The 19621-nt window shown below is 47.4% G+C and carries 20 protein-coding genes; 15 read left to right on the top strand and 5 right to left on the bottom strand.

The genetic code is table 11. From position 1 onward, the window contains the following. On the top strand, positions 1-207 hold a 207-nt coding region (locus H615_RS22165), incomplete at its 5' end, for an IS3 family transposase (RefSeq protein ID WP_027956267.1). A gap of 68 nt (positions 208-275) precedes the next feature. Here H615_RS22165 and H615_RS0117035 read toward each other — a convergent pair. After that, entirely contained in the window at positions 276-1058 is a 783-nt protein-coding gene (locus H615_RS0117035) for a CAP domain-containing protein (protein WP_027956266.1), read from the bottom strand. Between the two features lie 437 nt (positions 1059-1495). Between H615_RS0117035 and H615_RS0117030 the strand changes: the two genes are divergently transcribed. The 6 genes from H615_RS0117030 to H615_RS21575 all read left to right on the top strand — a co-directional run bounded on the left by H615_RS0117030 (position 1496) and on the right by H615_RS21575 (position 6954). Beyond that, positions 1496-2845 carry a hypothetical protein gene (locus H615_RS0117030; RefSeq protein ID WP_027956265.1) on the top strand — a complete coding sequence of 450 codons (1350 nt, stop codon included), beginning with the start codon at positions 1496-1498 and terminating at the stop codon, positions 2843-2845. A 130-nt stretch (positions 2846-2975) separates the two neighbouring features. Further along, the gene (locus H615_RS0117025; RefSeq protein WP_342341478.1) at positions 2976-3362 is read left to right on the top strand and encodes a GntR family transcriptional regulator; all 387 of its coding nucleotides are present in this window, start codon (positions 2976-2978) and stop codon (positions 3360-3362) included. Further along, the gene (locus H615_RS21580) at positions 3359-4303 is read left to right on the top strand and encodes an ATP-binding cassette domain-containing protein (RefSeq protein WP_051254756.1); all 945 of its coding nucleotides are present in this window, start codon (positions 3359-3361) and stop codon (positions 4301-4303) included. The genes H615_RS0117025 and H615_RS21580 overlap by 4 nt, the downstream gene beginning before the upstream one ends. Beyond that, entirely contained in the window at positions 4245-4991 is a 747-nt protein-coding gene (locus H615_RS0117015; RefSeq protein ID WP_156896517.1) for a hypothetical protein, read from the top strand. The genes H615_RS21580 and H615_RS0117015 overlap by 59 nt, the downstream gene beginning before the upstream one ends. Next, positions 4988-5692 carry a hypothetical protein gene (locus tag H615_RS0117010; protein ID WP_027956262.1) on the top strand — a complete coding sequence of 235 codons (705 nt, stop codon included), beginning with the start codon at positions 4988-4990 and terminating at the stop codon, positions 5690-5692. The genes H615_RS0117015 and H615_RS0117010 overlap by 4 nt, the downstream gene beginning before the upstream one ends. 338 nt (positions 5693-6030) lie before the next feature. After that, complete coding sequence (locus H615_RS21575; protein WP_035532545.1) at positions 6031-6954, top strand: coiled-coil domain-containing protein; 924 nt, start codon at positions 6031-6033, stop codon at positions 6952-6954. A gap of 265 nt (positions 6955-7219) precedes the next feature. Here the strand turns inward: H615_RS21575 and H615_RS0117000 are convergent, their stop codons facing one another. From H615_RS0117000 to H615_RS0116985, 4 genes are read right to left on the bottom strand one after another with little or no spacing between them, the layout of a single operon-like run. After that, positions 7220-8233, bottom strand: a complete 1014-nt coding sequence (locus tag H615_RS0117000) for a TolB-like translocation protein (RefSeq protein WP_027956261.1) — start codon at positions 8231-8233, stop codon at positions 7220-7222. A gap of 5 nt (positions 8234-8238) precedes the next feature. Continuing rightward, positions 8239-8484 (bottom strand): hypothetical protein, encoded by a 246-nt coding sequence (locus tag H615_RS0116995; RefSeq protein WP_027956260.1) that lies wholly within the window; start codon positions 8482-8484, stop codon positions 8239-8241. Between the two features lie 15 nt (positions 8485-8499). After that, complete coding sequence (locus H615_RS0116990) at positions 8500-9363, bottom strand: permease prefix domain 1-containing protein (protein WP_027956259.1); 864 nt, start codon at positions 9361-9363, stop codon at positions 8500-8502. Then, on the bottom strand, positions 9360-9683 hold the full coding sequence (locus H615_RS0116985; RefSeq protein ID WP_027956258.1) for a PadR family transcriptional regulator: 324 nt from the start codon (positions 9681-9683) through the stop codon (positions 9360-9362). Before H615_RS0116985 ends, H615_RS0116990 begins: the two co-directional genes overlap by 4 nt. Positions 9684-9811: 128 nt before the next feature. Between H615_RS0116985 and H615_RS0116980 the strand changes: the two genes are divergently transcribed. The 8 genes from H615_RS0116980 to H615_RS0116945 all read left to right on the top strand — a co-directional run bounded on the left by H615_RS0116980 (position 9812) and on the right by H615_RS0116945 (position 19574). Continuing rightward, on the top strand, positions 9812-10633 hold the full coding sequence (locus H615_RS0116980; RefSeq protein WP_035532542.1) for an ABC transporter permease: 822 nt from the start codon (positions 9812-9814) through the stop codon (positions 10631-10633). A gap of 4 nt (positions 10634-10637) precedes the next feature. After that, the gene (locus tag H615_RS0116975) at positions 10638-11417 is read left to right on the top strand and encodes an ABC transporter ATP-binding protein (RefSeq protein WP_027956256.1); all 780 of its coding nucleotides are present in this window, start codon (positions 10638-10640) and stop codon (positions 11415-11417) included. A 16-nt stretch (positions 11418-11433) separates the two neighbouring features. After that, complete coding sequence (locus H615_RS0116970) at positions 11434-12507, top strand: ABC transporter substrate-binding protein (protein ID WP_027956255.1); 1074 nt, start codon at positions 11434-11436, stop codon at positions 12505-12507. Between the two features lie 316 nt (positions 12508-12823). Further along, positions 12824-14902 (top strand): glycoside hydrolase family 3 protein, encoded by a 2079-nt coding sequence (locus H615_RS0116965; protein WP_027956254.1) that lies wholly within the window; start codon positions 12824-12826, stop codon positions 14900-14902. 26 nt (positions 14903-14928) lie between these two features. Next, positions 14929-16206, top strand: coding sequence for an exo-beta-N-acetylmuramidase NamZ family protein (locus H615_RS0116960; protein ID WP_027956253.1), 1278 nt, complete (start codon positions 14929-14931; stop codon positions 16204-16206). Positions 16207-16353: 147 nt separating this feature from the next. Continuing rightward, complete coding sequence (locus tag H615_RS0116955; RefSeq protein ID WP_027956252.1) at positions 16354-17994, top strand: SLC13 family permease; 1641 nt, start codon at positions 16354-16356, stop codon at positions 17992-17994. A gap of 15 nt (positions 17995-18009) precedes the next feature. Further along, positions 18010-19203 (top strand): MFS transporter, encoded by a 1194-nt coding sequence (locus H615_RS0116950; protein ID WP_027956251.1) that lies wholly within the window; start codon positions 18010-18012, stop codon positions 19201-19203. A gap of 44 nt (positions 19204-19247) precedes the next feature. Continuing rightward, complete coding sequence (locus tag H615_RS0116945) at positions 19248-19574, top strand: CHY zinc finger protein (protein ID WP_027956250.1); 327 nt, start codon at positions 19248-19250, stop codon at positions 19572-19574. Positions 19575-19621: the final 47 nt, after the last annotated feature.

The following is a 19621-nucleotide window of genomic DNA, read 5'->3' as shown; positions in this document are numbered from 1 at the left end:
CGCAGAGGAAACTGTTGGGATAACGCCCCAATGGAATCATTCTTTGGTCATTTGAAAGATATGGTGGATCATAAAGCATGTGAGAGCTTTAACCAACTAAAAGAAGAAGTGAACAACTATATAAGTAAATATAATAACGAGAGATATCAGTGGAAGTTAAATAAGATGACCCCGGTACAATACCGAGGCCATCTCTTAGCTGCCTAAGGCTCTTTTTATAAACTGTCCATATTATGGGGTACAGTTCAAATCCGGTGGCTTTTTTCTATCGGCTGTTATTTACCAATGAACATTTGTGTCCAGTAGTTCCCTTCTTCGGCGTGACCTACACCGATGTGGGTGAAGTCAGGGTTCATAATGTTTTCACGGTGTCCCTGGCTGTTCATCCAGCCTTCGACAACCTGTTCAGGAGACGTCTGCCCCATTGCGATGTTTTCACCGGCTGTACGGTAATCAATGCCGTATTGATCCATCATATCAAATGGAGAACCGTACGTCGGGCTGTTGTGGGAGAAATAGTCATTGTTCTGCATATCCAGAGATTTGTCATCAGCGACTCCACTTAGTGCTGTATCAAGCTTCAGTGGTTCAAGTCCCTGCTTTTCACGTTCCTGGTTTGTCAGTTCCACCACTTCTTTTTCAAAAGCGGATACGTCAGAAGAGGCGTTCTCTTCCTGGACGGAGTCCTGCGCTTGAGCTTCTTCCTCTGGTGCTGCTGTTTCTTCAGGTGCCGGCTGTGGTGCTGCTTCTTCAGCTGCCGGTTGCGCAGGCTCCTGTTGCTGAGCCGGCTGCTCTTCTACGGGTGCCTGCTCAGAAGGCTGGGCATTCCAATTGAATTGTTTGAGCAGTGACTGTACATCCAATTGATCATATTGACCATTTTTCAATGCCTCTTCATTTTGTTTTGCCCAGTCGTTCACCTGACTGGAATCTATTTGAATGGTTTTCGTTTGAACCTGATAGTCTTTCTGAACCTCACCTGTAGAAGCAAGGGATGTGGCTGGTGATGCTAGTAGAGACAGCGCAAGTGCGCCTGTCAGAATAAGTGGCTTTTTCATAATCTGAAATTCCTCCTTGATGAGTTGTGTTGTTTGGAACAACTCTATCGTACCATCAAGATCATGTAATATAGGAGGTTGAATCTGGAAACTACCATTCTGAGAGATAGAGCATATGGGGAGAACCCCTGAGGAAGAACGACTGAACCCAACGGCGGCGTGGACAGAATAGTCTCATAATTTAATAGAGCGCACAAGGAAGTTTAGGAAGAGTTATCCATTTCGATTATAAATTTCATAAAAGTGCGCCTTGACAGCTTTTGTAAGGGAGGGGATTTGTTACATATGTAACATCAGTGTTACAAGGTAAACCTTCTATCAACCGTGCTGCAAGAGGGAGGATGTGCCTGCCGCACGGCGTTGGCTTATATTTTTTAGTTGGAGGGATTGGAAAAAGTTATGGTATAGTGAAGGTAGAATTAAAGGAGGTTGATTGTATGACGATGATACACCTGTCGATTCCGAAGCAGAAACAGCCTTTACATTTAAAAGCGGGGCGGGCTGCCTTTTTTGAACAGACACAGCTGATAGAAGGATATGATGATGAAAACTGCTGGCTGCTGTTCTTTTTTAAGCAGACCTTCCTGACGGCTGTTAAGACTAAAAAGATGAAGCGGACCTCCTACGCTTCCCGTGTATGGAAAGAAGGCTTGGTTTATGACCAGCCGAATCCCCTCCTGACCAGATTGATAGACGCGGAAAAACCCCTTCAGAAAATCAACTATCCCCAGTTGAAAAAGAAAGCCGCCCGGCATTTTACAAGGCAGGAACAAAGCCGGATCCTCACTCTCTTTGAATCTTTTATTCCTAAAAAACAACTGCTTGCTGATATTAAAGCTATCTTTTATACGTGTAGACGGGAAGGGAAAATGTTTGAATCCTACACAATTGTACGGGAAATGGTGCGTCTGGCGCCTGAGAGCCGGTTCGTACAGGAAATCAGCCATGACCTCGCTTTTGCTTCCGCATCAGAAGCTTACGAAACGCAGGAGGCTTCCTTATTCAAACGCGACCGCTTGTACGCCGAAGAACATGCATCGATGGAAGAGAAGTCACGCCTCCTTCTTAACGAAAACAGGGAAGTGGAACACCTTGTCCACAGGATCAACTCCCTGCCCCCATCCTTATCTGCTGAAGAATCAGCAGCGTTCCTTCATTTGGTGAAGGACACCTTTGAGCCCGAGGACCAAATGTCCTTGCTGGAACCACTCATATCCAGTCGTCCTTCCTATGATCAAGTCACGGATTTCCTGTTTGACCGCTATCTTGACCAACGTTTAGTAGAACCATCGGCCGGCATTGTTCAACGCTTTGACATCCAACCGCACTCAGATCAAATGGCATCGGCCGCGGCTATGCTTGATGAAATCGACATGCGCCAGTCCCTTGATGCGGTTCATATCCTTTTGGAAAAAGTCCTTCCAGTTCTACCGGAATCGACGGGACACCTGGTAGAGAAATATATCGAAGCCTTGTTTGAAAAGATGGAGATGGAAGAAATCATCGAGAGAATACGACCTTTGTCTGAACAATCCCCATCGTTTGAGAAAATCGTGCGGATGAAAGAGATTTCGGGTGATCTGGATCACCTTCTTGAACTTGGGGAAGGGTATTATAGTTTCCACCAGCTGGATCAGGCTCTGGAATGTTTCCAAATGGAGATGGAGCTTCAGCCCGACCGTCCTGAGCCTCTCCAATGGCTTGCCAAAGTGTATCAGGATAAACAGATGTTGGAGGAGTCTAAAGCGTATCAGAGACTCTGTGTGGACCTTCAAAAACGAAGCTGATTTTCAAATTGTCCGGTGGCAGGAAGCTGATCTTTTATAAGATCAGCTTTTTTTGTGTGGATATTATTGTCAATAGAGCGGATGTGTAATATACTACATTACAACACTAATGCACCCATTCGGAGAGAAGGTGATCAAAGTGATCCTGGATACAGATGGCATGAAACCGATTTATATACAAATCGCAGAATGGATCGAAAGTGAAATCATGAATGGCGGTTTGAACGTGGATGAGAAGGTTTATTCGCAGTATAAGCTGGCGGACATATACAATATCAATCCCGCAACAGCGGCAAAAGGGCTTACAAAATTGGCAGAGGAAGGGATTCTTTATGATAAGCGGGGAATCGGTAAATTTGTTGCCGAAGGGGCAAGGCAGATGATTATCGAGAAACGGAAGAACCAGACATTAAAGCAGTTGATTGACGATGTGGTGACAGAAGCCGGCTATCTTCAAATGTCAGAGAATGAGATTATTGAACTTATCCGGAATTCCTGGAAGGGGGGATCAGAATGAAAGCCGTTCAATGCAAAGAAGTAACGAAAAAGTACGGCAGAAGAACAGCGCTCCATGGGGTATCCTTCTCCATGGAGGAGAATAAAATCATAGGTCTTGCCGGTCGGAACGGAGCAGGGAAAACGACCTTGTTAAAGATTCTCACAGGTCTTTTGAAAGAAAGTGATGGAGAAGCTGAGGTCTATGGGAACCGCCCGTTCAACAATCTATTGGTATCGGCCAACAGTATCTACATTGATGATCAGATGAATTTTCCAACGTCCTTAACGCTAAAGGAAATTTTAGAGGAGGGACGCCGCTTTTATCATAATTGGGATCATACACTTGCGATGAACTTGTTTGACTATTTCGGTTTTCACCCAAAAGGTCATCACAACGAGCTTTCCAAAGGAAAAGAGAGCACATTTAATATGATTATCGGCCTGGCCTCCCGTTCGGCTCTTACGATTTTTGACGAACCCACTACAGGGATGGATGCCGCGGTTCGGAAGGATTTTTACAGAGCCTTATTAAAAGACTATCTGGCATACCCGCGGACGATCTTACTATCCACTCATCATCTTGAGGAAGTGGAGGATCTTTTGGAAGAGATCATCGTCCTGCAAAAAGGAAATCTTCTCCTGCATACCTCTATGGAAGACATGAAATCCTATGCGGTTGCGGTATCCGGACGGAACGAATCCATGCCGGAGTGGATGAAGCATAAGGTTTTCTTATATGAAGAGAAGCAGGGGCCTTACGAAAAGACCATCATCCTTGAGAATGATTTAACAACGGTGGAAAAAGAAGAGTTGAAGCGGAATGGTGTCCAGCTTTCAGCCGTTTCAGCGAGCGATGCCTTCGTTTATATGACAGGAGAAGCAAATGGGAAAGGGGGCTTGGATGATGTATTCAGCGGACATATCAACAGCGGAAGTGGTCAAAAAACAAGTCAGCTATAAATGGCGTGCCTATATCAGCGTGTTTACGTCGTTAGTGGTCATTCAGCTTCTGGCCGTTCTTTTCTCGTTGAATGGTACAGGAATGAGCAGTTCTGGCGGAATGAACTACAATATTCGGGTTGAGTATTACAATGCAGATATGATTATGATTTTCACGATTTTCTGGGGATTTATAACCGCATTGCTTCTGACAACCAAAGCCTACAGAGAAGATGATTTTGCGTTTGTTACGAACCGCACGAGCGGTACGTTGTCTACAATTATCTATTTGTGGATCATCTGCTCGATTGCAGGGTTCGCAGCTTCGCTCTCTGGATATCTCTTAAAAGTGGTTGTCTTTCTTTTTACCTCACAGGAGCTTTTGAGCAATAACGGGGCAGAAGGAGCAGGAATCTATGTCATGGGCCTTGTATCGCTCATCCTGACCATCTTTATGTTTGCAGGCTTCGGTTATGCTGCGGGGATGATAGTCCAGTGGAACAAAATGTTCGTTATCCTGCTTCCCGTCTTATTTATCGGCCTCTTAATTTCTTTGGAAAGCGCAGGGTACTCCATGGATCGCTTCTTTTTCCAATTCCTTTTTTCTGAACAGAATTTCTGGCTGTTTATCATGAAGAGTCTGGCTGTCAGTACAGCTGCTTATGTTATCGCCTTCCTCATCTCAAACCGATTGGAAGTGAAAAGATGATGGTTCTGCTGCCTATACTTATTCTTGCACTGGTCGTCGCCGTCACTGCGTTTTCTTCTATAGGAACGATGAAAATGCGCCTGGGGCAGGGGAAAACGGGGTTATGGATGCTTGGAGGGTATTTCGTCCTTCTGCTGGTATCGATGATTGTCTCTACTTTCCTTCCTTCTGAAACAACAGCTTCAATGAATGAGGAAAGCACACATTCAAAAAAACGATCAGAAATATCCATCCCTATGTTGATTGCCGAGGGAAAAGTGGATGAGGTAAACAAGGATACCCTTGTCAAAGAGTGGTCTTTTGAGCTTCAGGATCACCCATTGACACTTGAAGCCTATGTGGAAAACGAAGGTGGGCCGGGTATTTTCATAGAAAAAACTTCTGATCTAACCGGGAAGATTCAAGCCTCTTATTACCGCTCGCCGATCTACGTGGATGGTTTAAAAGTCCAGGAAGAATTCAAACCGACTTTGGTCATGAATCAGCAAACCTTGACGGTGAGCGTGGAAAATCCGGTTGATGTCCATTACCAAATGTTCACCTCTGAATTTCCTTTTACTCAGTTTTCCCAAAATTCCGTGGGCCGGGAGCGGGGAAGCCGTATCGAGTGGGGCGAGGAGGCCGTCTATATCCGTGTTCCTGAAGAAACAGAAATCATCGGAGAAAATGGAAATTACACCCTTATTGATCCAGCCGCATAAAGAACATGCAAAACGTCTAGGTGTCAAGCTCCTAGACGTTTTTTATTTATCGGCGTTTACCACAGCAGCCACCTTTACGCGGCTTTCGGCGTGGAGGTCTCTGTAAAGGCGCAGCATCCGTTTTCTTAGGTTGATCGTTGTGACTCATCCTTTCCCCTCCCTTCTTTACTATCATAAGCACATGTGATGAAAGCGAAACGGCGATTTGACCCAAACAGGGAAGATGATGCTTGTGAGGGAGGTGATATTTAATCGGGAAGGTTCATAGGATAGAAAAGAAGGATAGATGGACAACGTTTGCCTATGGATGAAATGTATGGATGGAGGAGGCGGAAGTGATGAATAAAGACGCTGTACAACTTCAGCAGAAAGTGATTTATTACCGCTCAGAGTTGGATAAATATAAGAAAAAAGTACAAGATTATCAGGAAAACTATCACTACTCCATGCTGGAGAGTTTGAAAAATGAAAACGAACAATTGAAGCAGGAAAGCGGTCGCTGGTCGGAAGAAGAAGCGGTGCTGAAAGGTGAACTGGCTAAAAGAAACCAGACGTACGAACTCCAGCTGGAAAAAGCCCGGACGGAGGAAGAGCATTATAAAGCAGAAATCAAGAAGTGGCAGGCCCATGTCGTTGATCTGAAAGAATCTGAAAAACAGGAAGAAGCTAGAAGGAAACAGGTCGAGGCCGAGCTTGGGGAATATCAGCAGCGCTTTTTTCAGTCTCAGCGGGATACGTCCATGCTTCAAAAAAGTTATGCCGAACTGAAAGTGGAGATCCAAAGGGAGCAGGAGAAACAAAAGGAATGGCATAAGAAGGCCGCAGAATTGGAAAAGTTGTTCATGGAAGAGGGAAGACGGACACGCCGGATTCTGCAGGACCAAGCCTTCTTAATGAACAATTACTTGGAAAGTCAGCGCCTGCTTCAAAAAGAAAAGCAGGAGAAAGATTCTCTCCAAAAAGATGCCTCCCTGCAGAAAAAGGAACTGGAAGAGATGAAAAAGCAGTACAAAGTCGAGCAGGAGCAGGTTCGTCAGTTAAAAGGGGAACTCCAAAAATGGCAGACGGCTGCCGATAAAAGGAAGAAGGAAGAGGAAAAGCTCCTTCACCAAATGGAGGATCAGATGGCTTCCTTTTTTGGTGAAGCCATCCGCCCTAAACATATGGCCGGCAATAAGAGTACTTTTATGAAAGTGTTGGAAACGAAAATTGAAGAGCTTACTTCAGAAATCGAGGCCAGCGAGCAGCATAAAGATAAATAAAGTTCTGCATTGTAGAAAAAACACTTATTATCTTGGGGAGGGTCACGTTCCGCTTATCGGTGGATGCCTGCCGCGGGCACGGCTTCAGCTGACTTGGACAGGAAAACCACCTGCAAAAGTGGATCTTCGGCTCGCGCTGTTCCCGCAGGCGTCACCACCGAACGCTCCTCGTGACATTAGTAGGCTGCTTCATGTACATCTATTTTGAATAGAGTTAGTTTCACCTGGTTATCGGCATTTCTGATCCCCGGTACCGGGGCTTTTTTTATTGCTTGGAAGATGGAATGGTGATGTTCAGCTGTCGCCGGTCTGTTCCATCTGTGTCGACAGTCCAGTATTCCCGTTGGGGTTCGCGTCCTGCGAAGTTCCGGTCGATCGTGTAGAGAATCTGGTCAGACGAACGGAAAAACAGAGGATGCCCTGCCTGAACGGAGCTTTTTGTAATCTGCTTGATGTTTTCCCCATTGGGAGTCATCGTGAAGATTTCATATTCGAAGGTGCCTTTTTCATTTGTGGAAGCCACATCGGAAAAGGCGACCGTGTTTCCATCAGGGGATAAGCGCGGGCCGCTGACGACCGGCTCCTGGGCTTTCGAATAGGACAGGGATTTCGGCCACATCGTCGTCGTTTCTCCGGATGGTAATTGAAGGCGCTCGATGGCATGCTTTTCATAATCCAGTTTATAAAGCAGCTCCTCTTCGCTGATGACCTGCAGAGAATTGATGGAGACCGAATTCAAGTCGGTGACTTCTTCCATTTCTCCGGATTCGATGCCCAGTTTATAGACATCGAATTCCGTCGGCTGGGTGCGGCCATCATCATAGACGTCCTTATATTCTTCATTTTTCAGAAGGTATAACTGGGTGCCGTCCGGAGAGAAACTCATATCTGATACGTACGTTTCCTCATCAAGCAGAGGAGTGGTTTTCCCTTCCTCCCACAGCATCAACTGTTGATGGTGGTGGACATCGCCTTCCCATTGACGGAGAAAGGCGATTTTACCGTCTGAAGCGAAAACGGGACGCGTATCGTCTTTTTCCTCCTCCGGTTCCGTCAACCGCTCGGCATCACCACCGCTGGAAGAAACGGTATACAGACTTCCGTGTCCGTCCTGATGGTAGGTGAAGACGATGGTTTCATCATCATGGGAAAGATCAGGGGCTTCCCCGAGGCCGGTCGGACCGCCGGGAGAATCAGCGAATGTACCGGTCCAGTACAACAAGCCGAACAGCACGGCCATACTGCTGATGAACAGGATGTTTTTCTTTATCAGCGACAATAGGTTCACCTTCCTTTAGCATAGTCTTTCGATAAAACGTGCGAAACGGCTCCGGAAAGAAGGAAGATCACTCCGTAAATGCCTATGATTATATGAAACAGTAAACCAACCAGAAGGATGAAAGCTCCGTACCCGGTCAAGGCTTGCGTGGTTAGAAGCAGGGCCTTTCTTTTTTTCATCCACACCAGCGATCCTGCAATGATAAGGAATATGAAAAAGACCGACCAGGCCAGCGTAATAAGCAGATCCATTATAAAGACCCTCCTTTATATCCAACTTAATAGTGTAAGTGGCAGGCCTACAATCAGAGTGCAGAACAATAGACCGGTAAAAATGGCTGTGACAGGCTTTCTTCCAATCATGTTCATTTGATATTTGTAAAAAGCCAGCCAGGCGGCCACTGCTGTCAGAGGCATAAATACCATGGCATTCATGCCCCCGAAAACGAGTGCACCCCAAGTGATGAACAAACCGGCACCGGAAATCATCAAGCCATAGATTATGTTTATGATGTGGCTGATTGTCGTCACCGTCCGTATGTTTTTATCAGCAGAGGGACTCGTGGTGGCGTAATATGAATTCCGTACGATGAAGATCAGGCACAGGAGGATAAGAATGCCTATAAAGAGACTTATGATGATGACCTGCAGCTGATAAAACTGGGGTACGACCATATAGTTGAACGCATTCCACAAAATCGTCAGGAACACAATCACATTGACGGACCAATAATGCTGGCCGGTCCAGGATATGTTGATGGCAGTCAAAACGACGAGCATTCCGAGCGACATCTGGATGGCAAGCCATCCCGGCCAAGGATCCCCGAACGAGAACGTCGCAGTGAGGTGGATGAAGATACCAAGCAGGATGGTACCGGCCCCGATCATGTAAAGGAGCCCCCGTTGGAAAGGATACAGACTTTCCTGGATACCGCCGCCGATCATGCCGGCATCCCCGAAATCCTTGATGGCCAGTTTCTCCGCTCTTTTTTCACTTTCCCCCTCATTGATATACTTTTGTTTGGCGCTCGTAAGGTGAGTGGTCAACTCTTCCCTGATTTCCTCCCGTTCTTCTTTCGTGCTCTGCATTTCCTTCAATATGTGATTGACATGCTTTTCAATTTTTTTCATGCCATATCCTCCGACGTCTTAGAAATGAGGTCGCTGACACTTTTCCATTCCTGAAGCTTCTGTTGCAGGATGGTGCGGCCTTCATCGGTGATGCGGTAGTATTTTCTGCGTCCTCCGGTAGTTTCGGACCAATAAGATGTCAGCCAATCTTTGCGCTCCAGGCGTTTCAAAGCGGGATAGAGGGTGCCTTCGCTCATATTGTAAAGCTGGTCACTCTGCTCTTTCAGGTGTTTCACAATCTCATAGCCATACATGTCTCTGCGGTTGACTAAGTTCATCATGAGAATATCGATGCTGCCTTTCATGATTTCCCGGTCCATAGATTCACACCTTTTCCAAATTATTCTAAAACCATTGTATAACGAGGCACCTCGTTTAACAAGGGTATAAATGGAAAACTCACACATCTGGGCCTTCGCACATACAGTATCCATTGAGGTGGTGAAAGATGATACATCGCGCTAAGGAGATCCGCGATGATCCGGTTCAAATGGAACGGCAGGAATGGAAGCAGAGACAGCGGCAGCACCGCTTGAAGCAGGCTCTGACGGTGTCATCACCGATTTTCCTGCTCCTGCTCTGGGAATGTTTTTCGCGGATGGGATGGATTGATGCTCGTTTCTTTCCACCCCCGAGTGCGATTCTCTTCACTTTTTGGGAGCTGGGACAGAGCGGTGAGCTGTTTCATCATATTGGGATTTCGTTGTTTCGGATTGCTTCAGGATTTTTACTCGGGGTTATCCCGGCGGTGGTGATCGGTCTATTTATGGGATTGTATTCACCCGCACGTCATTTTCTATCTCCGTTGATTATGGCTGTTATGCCCATCCCTACGCTTGCGCTGCTGCCAATCATCATTATTATGTTTGGGGTCGGCGAAGTTTCGAAGATAGTAACAATTGCCGGCAGTGTCTTTTTTCCAGTTGTCATCAACACCGTGGCCGGGGTGACGAACATAGACCGGATTTATCTGGATGTAGCAAAAAATTACGGGGCGGGATCAAGGCAGTTTTTCTTCAAAATCGCCCTCCCTGGGTCTCTGCCTGTCATGCTCGAAGGTATCCAGATGGGTCAGGCGATTGCCCTGTTGACGATTGTGGCTGCTGAAATGATGGGAGCAAATTCAGGGATCGGTTATCTTATTTGGACGTCCTATAAAGCCTTTCTGTTGAAGGAGATGTACGTCGGACTGATCGTAATTTCGTTCTTCGGCTACCTATTCTCTGTTCTGCTGCGCGGCCTGCAGGTGAAGCTTCTTCCATGGAGGTGATCCAATGAGTACAAAAATCGTCATGAACAATTTAACGAAAGTATTTTATAAAAAAGATGCGAAAGTAACAGCGCTGGAAAACATATCGATGAACATCGAGGACGGCGAATTTATCTGCCTGCTCGGTCCGAGCGGCTGTGGAAAAACGACCCTGCTCCGAATATTGGCGGAGCTGGAAAAGCCGAGTGCCGGGTCGTTTGCCATCACAAGGGAGAAAGATGGGCGCCCGCTCCAGTCGATGGTTTTTCAAGAACGGGGTGTCATTCCATGGCTGACAGTGGAAGGGAATGTGAGCTTTGGCCTGAAGATGAGACGCACGCCTGATGTAGTGACAAAGGAACGGACAGCGTATTACCTCAAAAAGACGGGGTTGGAAAAGTTTTCTGGGTTATATCCCCGTGAACTGTCGGGCGGGATGAAGCAGAGGGTCAGCATTGCAAGAGCATTTGCCAATGACCCGGAAATCCTTCTGATGGATGAACCATTTGCTGCTTTGGATGAGCAGAACAAATTCATCCTGCAGGAAGAGCTGCTGACGATCTGGGCTGAAACCAAAAAGACGGTCTTGTTTATTACCCACAGCATTGATGAAGCCCTCCTTCTCAGTGACCGAATTCTTCTAATGAGTGCGCAGCCGGGAAGGATCGTTAAGGAAATCCACATCCAGTCACCAAGACCGCGGACGATGGAGCAGATCCGCTCTGACCCGGAAATGGCCGCTCATTTTGTAAGCGTCTGGAATCATCTGCAGAACGAAGTGCAGCAGTCGCGTTCCCCTATTTGAAAGGAGTCGGGATATGATGGTGAAAAAAGTCTGTCATCTGCTTTCGTTTTTATTATTCCTTTTTCTTCTGTTCGGCTGTGGGGCCGTAGAGGAGGAGAAACAGACAGAAGGCAGCCCTCCGTCGGGAGATATGGAGCCGCTTAAAAAGAAAACGACGGTTGTCATTGCAGAGGATGGTGCGGCTTCCGGGGCCGGCTTTTACATTGCCAAGGAAAAAGGGTATTTTGAAGATTACAATATCGATATCCGGTTTACGAGTTTTGCCAATAGTGATGATATGCTTCCGGCTCTTGCTGCTGGAGAAGTGGATATCGCCGGTGGAGTATCGACAGCGTCCTTCTTTAACGCGATCGCTCAGGGCATTGATGTAAAGATCATTGCCGACAAAGGGCATTACTTTGAAGGGAATTCTTATTTCAGCTTCGTTATCCGCGAAGATCTGCAGGAGGAGATTCAGGAGTATGCCGATTTGAAAGGGAAGCGGATTGCGGTCTCTTCAAGAAATGCTGTCGATGATTACATTTTTCAACGAATGCTTGAGCATGCCGGTCTGACAGAAGATGATGTCGAACTCGTCCTGATGTCCGATTTCGGGAATATGCTGGCAGCAATGGGCAGCAAGTCAATCGATGCAGCCTTGCAGATCGAACCTTTAATTACCCAGGGAGAGGCACAGGGTCTTCACGTCCGCTTTAAAGATGCGACCGATTATGCTCCCGATGCTCAAATTGCCATGGTTCTCGGATCACCAGGCTTCGTTGAAACAGAAGAAGAAGTTTCTGTCCGGTTCATGGCGGCGTATTTAAAAGGAATCCGTGATTATAACGACGCCTTCCTATACGGGGAAGGATTGGATGAAGTGATTGGGATGATGACGAAACATACAGCTCTGAAAGACCCGGCCATATGGAAGAAGGTCGGTGTCACCGGTCTTGATCCCAATGGGCGGATGTTTGTTGAAGATATTCAAAAGCAGTTTACGATGTACAAAGAGAACGGTGCCATAAGTGGGGACGTTGATTTTGATAAAGCCGTAGATACCTCACTGACGGATCGCGCATTGGAGGAAATCGGTACGTACAGCCGGTAAAGAAAAAGGCACTCCTGACAACGGGGTGCCTTTTGTACTTTATTTACAATGAATTTCGTCATTTTTGACATGAAATTTCAAAATGATTCAATGGACGCATTAGGAAGGGATGGGAAAAATAGGAGTTTGCGATTGATCAGGGCCTAAAGTGGTATAGACGACTATATCATAATTCGTTACGCTTTTATTACAATTTGTAAACGCTTTCAAAAAATCGATACATAAACCGGCTTGTTCCGATCTCATTGTTTTGCAGAAGCGGCTCCGGATACCCGTGGCCCTTTTACAAATAAATAAGGATAAGGAGGAATGGCAGATGAAGACAATCGGAAAGTGGAGTGCCTTGTTTGTGCTGGTGCTCGGTCTTGTACTTCCCCCCGGACAAGGGTCTGTAAAGGCAGAAGAGGTATTGGAGAGACCGGAACTTATACTCCTCGAAAATGTCCCGCAGGCGGATGTGACTGTGAAGGGTGGACAGTTCGACTTAACGGCCTTACATGTGTACGGTGATGGGTCGTTTAAAAAGATCGAAGAGGGGCTGTCATGGACAGCTTCGAATAAAAAAGTAGTCCAGGTGGATGACAAGGGGCAGCTGACCTTCACAGGGAAGCCTGGAAGGTCCTGGGTTGCTGTATCGAATGGACGGGATAAAGATTGGATTTTCGTCTACGTTAAAGGTGGTAAAAAACAGTCGGAAATCCAAATTAAAAAAAATAAAGGGCAGAAATATGACCTGGTTCAGCATGCGATGGAGAACATGTCGATGAAGGAAAAAGTCGGTCAGATGCTGATGCCGGACTTCCGGAATTGGAACGGTAAGAATGTTACGAAAATGCTTCCTGAAATTGAGGATCTCGTAAAAGAGTATCATCTTGGCGGAGTCATCTTATTCAGGGAGAACGTCGTAACAACCGCTCAGACGACAGAGCTTGTGGCGGACTATCAGGCGGTGGCTGAGAAACATGGACTGCTTGTCACGATTGACCAGGAAGGCGGAATTGTGACTCGTCTGCAGTCCGGGACGGATTTCCCGGGGAATATGGCTTTAGGAGCCACACGTTCGGAAAACATCAGTCAGGATGTGGGCCGGGCGATCGGGGAAGAGCTGTCTGCTCTTGGTATAAATATGAACCTGGCTCCTGATATGGATGTCAATAACAACCCGGATAATCCGGTGATAGGGGTAAGGTCCTTCGGCGGAAACCCTGAGCTTGTAGCAGATATGGGGCAGGCTTATATGTCAGGACTTCAGGAAACAGGTGTAGCCGCCACAGCGAAGCACTTTCCGGGGCATGGGGACACGGCTGTCGATTCCCATATCGGCCTTCCGGAAGTACCGTATGACAAGGAACGATTAAAAGAAGTGGAATTGTATCCCTTCCAACAGGTGATGGATGCCGGGATTGATGCTGTCATGACGGCTCATGTCACATTCCCGGAAATCGATGATACGAAAGTCGTTTCCAAAAAGGACGGCGAAGAAATCGCTCTGCCGGCCACTTTGTCTAAAAAAGTGCTGACGGGTCTGATACGTGAAGAGATGGGATACGAAGGTCTTGTCATTACAGATGCGTTGAATATGAATGCGATTCAGGAACATTTCGGGCCTGTGGATGCAGTGATCCGCGCCATTAATGCCGGAACAGATATCGTACTTATGCCGGTAGGACTCGAAGAAGTGGCGGGTGGAATTTATGAGGCTGTTGACACAGGGGACATAGAAATGAAAACCATTGAGGATTCTGTAGAGAGGATTCTCACTCTGAAAATCAAACGGGGCATCATCAAGTCTGAACAGCCGCCTGCGCTTGAGGATCAAGTAGCGCATGCAGAAGAAGTCGTCGGTTCAGAGGAACATAGGCAGGTGGAAAAGGAAGCCGCAGAGAAATCCATCACTCTTGTGAAGAACGAGGAAGTCCTGCCGCTGCAGGCAGAGACAGACGATCATATTGTCGTTGTCGGTGATTCATTCAGCTCCTCCTTAGCAGAGGCTGTGAAGAAGATCCATGACCGGACAACGTTGATCGATCACAATTCTGAGGCCTTTACGTCCGAAGAGCGGACGGCTCTTCAAGTAGCGGATTATGTCATTGCGGGCACCTATACGTATAATGTCTGGACGAGATCACGGAATCACCCGCAGATGCAGCGGATGCAGGAAATTCTGGAGATCGCCGAAGGACCGGTCATCGGCGTCGGGATCAGAAATCCTTATGATGTGATGGCATATCCAGAAGTGGACGCTTATATCGCTCAATACGGGTTCAGGGATGCGAGTTTCACAGCCACTGCGTCGACTATTTTCGGGGCTAACCATCCTTCAGGAAAACTTCCGGTGACCATTCCAGGGGAAAATGGTGTGCTGTATGAATATGGAACAGGAATGAATGACTGAATTCTTAACAAAGGGGAGAGGTTCATTTGAAAAAATGGCTGGCTGCAGCACTTGTGTTGATCCTGACTTGGACGACATTTTCTGTTGTGATGGCGGATCACAATGGAAGCAATGGGAAGCATAAAGGACATTATAAAAATGGAAAAGCCCTTAAGCTTGGTGTGGAAGTCCTGCTTGATGATAAAAAAGACCTGATTGAAGGGAAAAAAGTCGGCCTGATTACGAATCCGACAGGTGTGGATAAGGAATTGAACAGCATTGTCGACCTGCTCCATAAGGATGAGGATGTCGATTTGACGGCTCTCTATGGCCCGGAGCATGGAGTCAGAGGGAGTGCTCAGGCCGGGGAATATGTTGAGTTTTACACAGACGAACAGACCGGTCTTCCTGTCTACAGCTTATATGGGGAGACCCGGAAGCCGACTCCTGAGATGCTGGAAGATATTGATGTGCTGATGTTTGATATCCAGGATGTAGGCACACGCTTCTATACGTACATTTATACGATGGCCTATGCAATGGAAGCGGCACAGGAAAATGACATTCCTTTCATTGTCCTGGATCGTCCCAACCCGATCAGCGGTGACACGGTCGAGGGGCCGGTGCTGGATATGAATTATCAATCGTTTGTAGGGAATTACCCTGTCCCGCTTCGTCACGGCATGACAGTCGGGGAGCTGGCGTTGCTTTTCAACGAGGAATATGACATCGGTGCTGACTTGGAAGTAGTGCAAATGAAAGGGTGGAAGCGCAAGATGGACTATGACGATACAGGTCTTTCCTTTGTTGCTCCATCACCGAATATGCCGACGGTGGACGCTGCCTACGTGTATCCGGGAGCGGCATTGATCGAAGGGACGAACGTATCGGAAGGGCGGGGAACGACCCGGCCGTTCGAGCTGATCGGAGCGCCATTCATAAACAGTACGGAACTGGCTGCGGCCATGAACGCCAATCATCTGCCTGGTGTAATGTTCCGTGCCGCTTCCTTTACCCCATCCTTTTCCAAGCATGGTGGAGAATTATCTCATGGCGTGCAGATTCATGTGACCGACCGGGATGAATACAAAGCAGTGGAAACAGGTCTGACACTCGTAAAGACCATTCATGATCTGTATCCGGATGATTTTGCTTTCCGAGCAGAGAACAGCTCGGGTATTTCCTTTTTTGATTATTTGATTGGGAATGGCTGGGTGCGTGACGCCGTCGAAAACGGCAGATCGGTGGAAGATATCCAGGAAGAGTGGGAAGAAGACCTGGAAGACTTCAATGATTTAAGAGAAGATTACCTCCTATATAAATAATGGAATCTCCTGCCTCAGAAGTAGATGATTGGGGCAGGAGTTCTTTTCTTTGTAAGCGTTATTTTTACATTCAAGGGTACCTTGTGATAAAATTTGTAAATATTCATACATATTTGACAAAAAATGCGCGGGAAAGAGGGGAAGGTCATGAGTCAAACGGCTTTACTTAAAAACGTATGGAATCGGATGTGGGTGCTTCATCGGGAAGCGAAGGAGCTGCTGACATTCGCCTCAGGGGGGGCAGGTTCCACAGGAAGTGCAGATGCACCGTCGGCCTCCAGCGAGGAAGACCCTGGACCAGCTTTTGATAGGAGACAGAAAATCGGACTGGTACTTGGGCCGCTTTTGTTTGTGATCACGCTGTTATTTCTGGAGGCGGATGGATTGTCCTCCAGCGCGGTGGCGGTTCTTGCCAGCACCCTTTGGATTGCAACATGGTGGATTACCGAGGCTGTACCCATTCCGGCGACATCGCTGCTTCCCCTTGTCCTTTTTCCGATTACGGGAGGGCTTGATGGGGGAACGACAGCTTCCTCTTATGGTGACAATACGATTTTTCTTTTTATGGGCGGCTTCCTTATTGCATTATCCATGCAGAAATGGAACCTTCATAAACGAATTGCCCTGTTCATTATTAATGCGGTCGGGACCAGTACAGAACAGATTGTTCTCGGGTTTATGGTTGCGACCGGGCTGTTGTCCGCCTGGATTTCCAACACAGCCACAACGATGATGATGGTGCCAATCGGTATGGCTGTCATCTATCAGGCTTCTGAACAACTGAAAAAACAGGGAGAAACCGTGGATCACAGTAATTTTAACTTCGGGAAAGCCGTCATGCTTGGTGTCGCTTATAGTGCTTCCATCGGTGGACTGGCAACTCTGATCGGGACACCCCCGAATACGATTTTCAAAGGAATCGTGGAGCAGACGTACAATATTGAGATCAGTTTTGCCGGCTGGATGGCTTTTGGTGCCCCTGTTTCGGTTATTTTCATCGCTTTAACGTGGTTTTACTTAGTAAAGATCGCCTACCCGATGAAAATTAAGGAACTGCCCGGCGGACGCAAGGTGATCAACAAGGAAAGGAAAGAGCTGGGGGCGATGTCATCTGAGGAAAAAATCGTCATGACTGTTTTTACGCTTACAGCGGCCGCCTGGATTTCCCGTTCCTTTTTTCTCGCTCAAATCAACGAAAATATCAACGATACGATGATTGCCATGACAGCTGCTGTGCTGTTGTTCCTCATTCCTTCGTCGAACAGAAAAGGGGATTATCTGCTTGACTGGGATACAGCAAAAGGGCTGCCATGGGGGATACTCCTTTTGTTCGGGGCGGGCCTTGCCATTGCCTCAGGATTTCAGGAAACCGGTCTGGCGGAGTGGATCGGGACCCAGCTGACCGTGCTGGACGGTGTCAATCTGCTGGTGATTATCGTCATTGTCACAGCTATGGTGATTTTCCTGACAGAGATTACGTCCAATACAGCGACGGCCACGATGATGTTTCCGATTATGGCTTCTCTGGCCAGTGCGATTTCTGTCCATCCGTACAGTTTAATGATTGCTGCAGGCATGGCGGCCAGCTGTGCGTTCATGCTGCCTGTCGCTACACCTCCCAACGCCGTTGTTTTTGGGTCGGGGTATCTGCGCATTCCTGATATGGCGAAGGCTGGGTTTCTTTTGAATATCGTTGCTGTTGTTCTGATCACTCTGGCTATCTATTTCTATCTCCCAATGGTATGGGATCTGGACCTGGCCTCTTTTCCGGAACGTTTTAACTCATAGAAAGAAGTGGATGTCATGGAAGCGACTGCTGCACAGCATCAACCTTATACACCATCAGAAGCGGGTTTCTGGCGTGTGACCATCGCGCTGATGCTCGCTTCCTTGTCTATATTTTCAACCCTTTATGTCTTTCAGCCGCTGCTTCCGGTTTTTACATCGGAACTGGATATTACAGCTACACAATCCAGTTTGTTGATGTCGGTGTGTGTTACGGCTATGGTTTTCGGTCTGTTCATTCTTGGTTTTGCTGCGGATCGATACGGACGGGCGCTTGTGATGCGGGGGTCTCTCCTTTTCACAGCTCTCAGTTTGGTCCTCATCCCGATCATGCCGGAATTTGAATGGATGGTGACACTCCGTTTTATACAAGGGTTCTTCCTGGCTGGTATCCCAGCGGCTGCCATGGGGTATCTGGGAGAGGAAGTGTCATACAGGCATATCGGTCTTGCGATGACCTTGTATATTTCCAGTAATGCCCTGGGAGGCATGGGAGGACGTGTCATCGGCGGTTACTTGACTGACTTATTTAACTGGCAGATGACCCTTTGGTCGTTTTCGGCTTTTGGGGTACTGGCTGCCGTCCTGTTTCTCTGGCTTTTTCCTAAGGAGCGTTTCTTTGAAAAAGCCGAACAAAATCTTGTAGTGGATTTAAAGGGCATGCTGATCCATTTAAAAAGTGGGCCGCTGCTTGTGCTGTTTCTCCTTGGCATTTTGATGCAGATTGTTTTTACGGCGGTTTGGACGTATCTGCCTTTTTATCTTGAGGGAGACCCGTTCGACTGGCCGTTGAAATGGATTGCCTTCACGTACTTTGCCTACCTTTTCGGTGTGCTCGCTCCTCCAGCTGCGGGCAGGATCTCGGATCAGGCCGGGTTGAAGAAGGTTATGTTCTCCGGTGTCGTGATTTTCCTGATAGGGACAGCTCTTACTGCTGTAAGAGAAGGTTGGAGCATCATGGTTGGACTTTCGCTTTTGTGCATGGGTTTTTTTGTGGCTCACTCGATGGCTTCCGCGCTTGTCAGCAAAACAGCCACCCATCACCGGAGCGGAGCGTCAGGGTTTTATTTGATCAGCTACTATCTCGGAGTGGCCATCGGAAGTACAGCCGTGGGCACCTTGTGGGAGAAATTTCAATGGTATGGGGTGTTGAGTGTAGGCTTTCTTCTCATTGTTCTGTTCATACTTTATCCTTTTTATAAAGATGCCTGATCTGATTTCTTCACGTGATAAGATAAAGGGAAGGAGAGGATACGATGCATGATGTTAAAGGAACTCAAGTGGACGCTCAGACACGATGCGTCCATTACCACAGCGATATCGATATCATCGCTTTGAAATTCCACTGCTGTGGAACGTACTATGCCTGCTGGTCCTGCCACGAAGAACATGCCGGTCACAAGCCGTCCCGGTGGCCCCGGGAACAATGGAACCAGCGGGCGGTTCTCTGCGGAAACTGCGGATATGAGATGACGATTCAAGAATATATGAATACATCGAGCTGTTCTTCCTGCAGCCACAGGTTCAATGAACGCTGCAGCCTTCATTATCCATTATATTTTGACATGGAAAGCCGCCCATAAAAGGAGGGCGGTTTTTTTGTGCAGAAAAAAGCCCCGGGACCTAGGGG

It is taken from the genome of Halobacillus kuroshimensis DSM 18393 (genome assembly GCF_000425705.1).
Taxonomy (GTDB): Bacteria; Bacillota; Bacilli; order Bacillales; family Halobacillaceae; genus Halobacillus; species Halobacillus kuroshimensis.
Note: the sequence above shows the minus strand (reverse complement) of the source record. Positions and strands in the feature narration are given on the sequence as shown.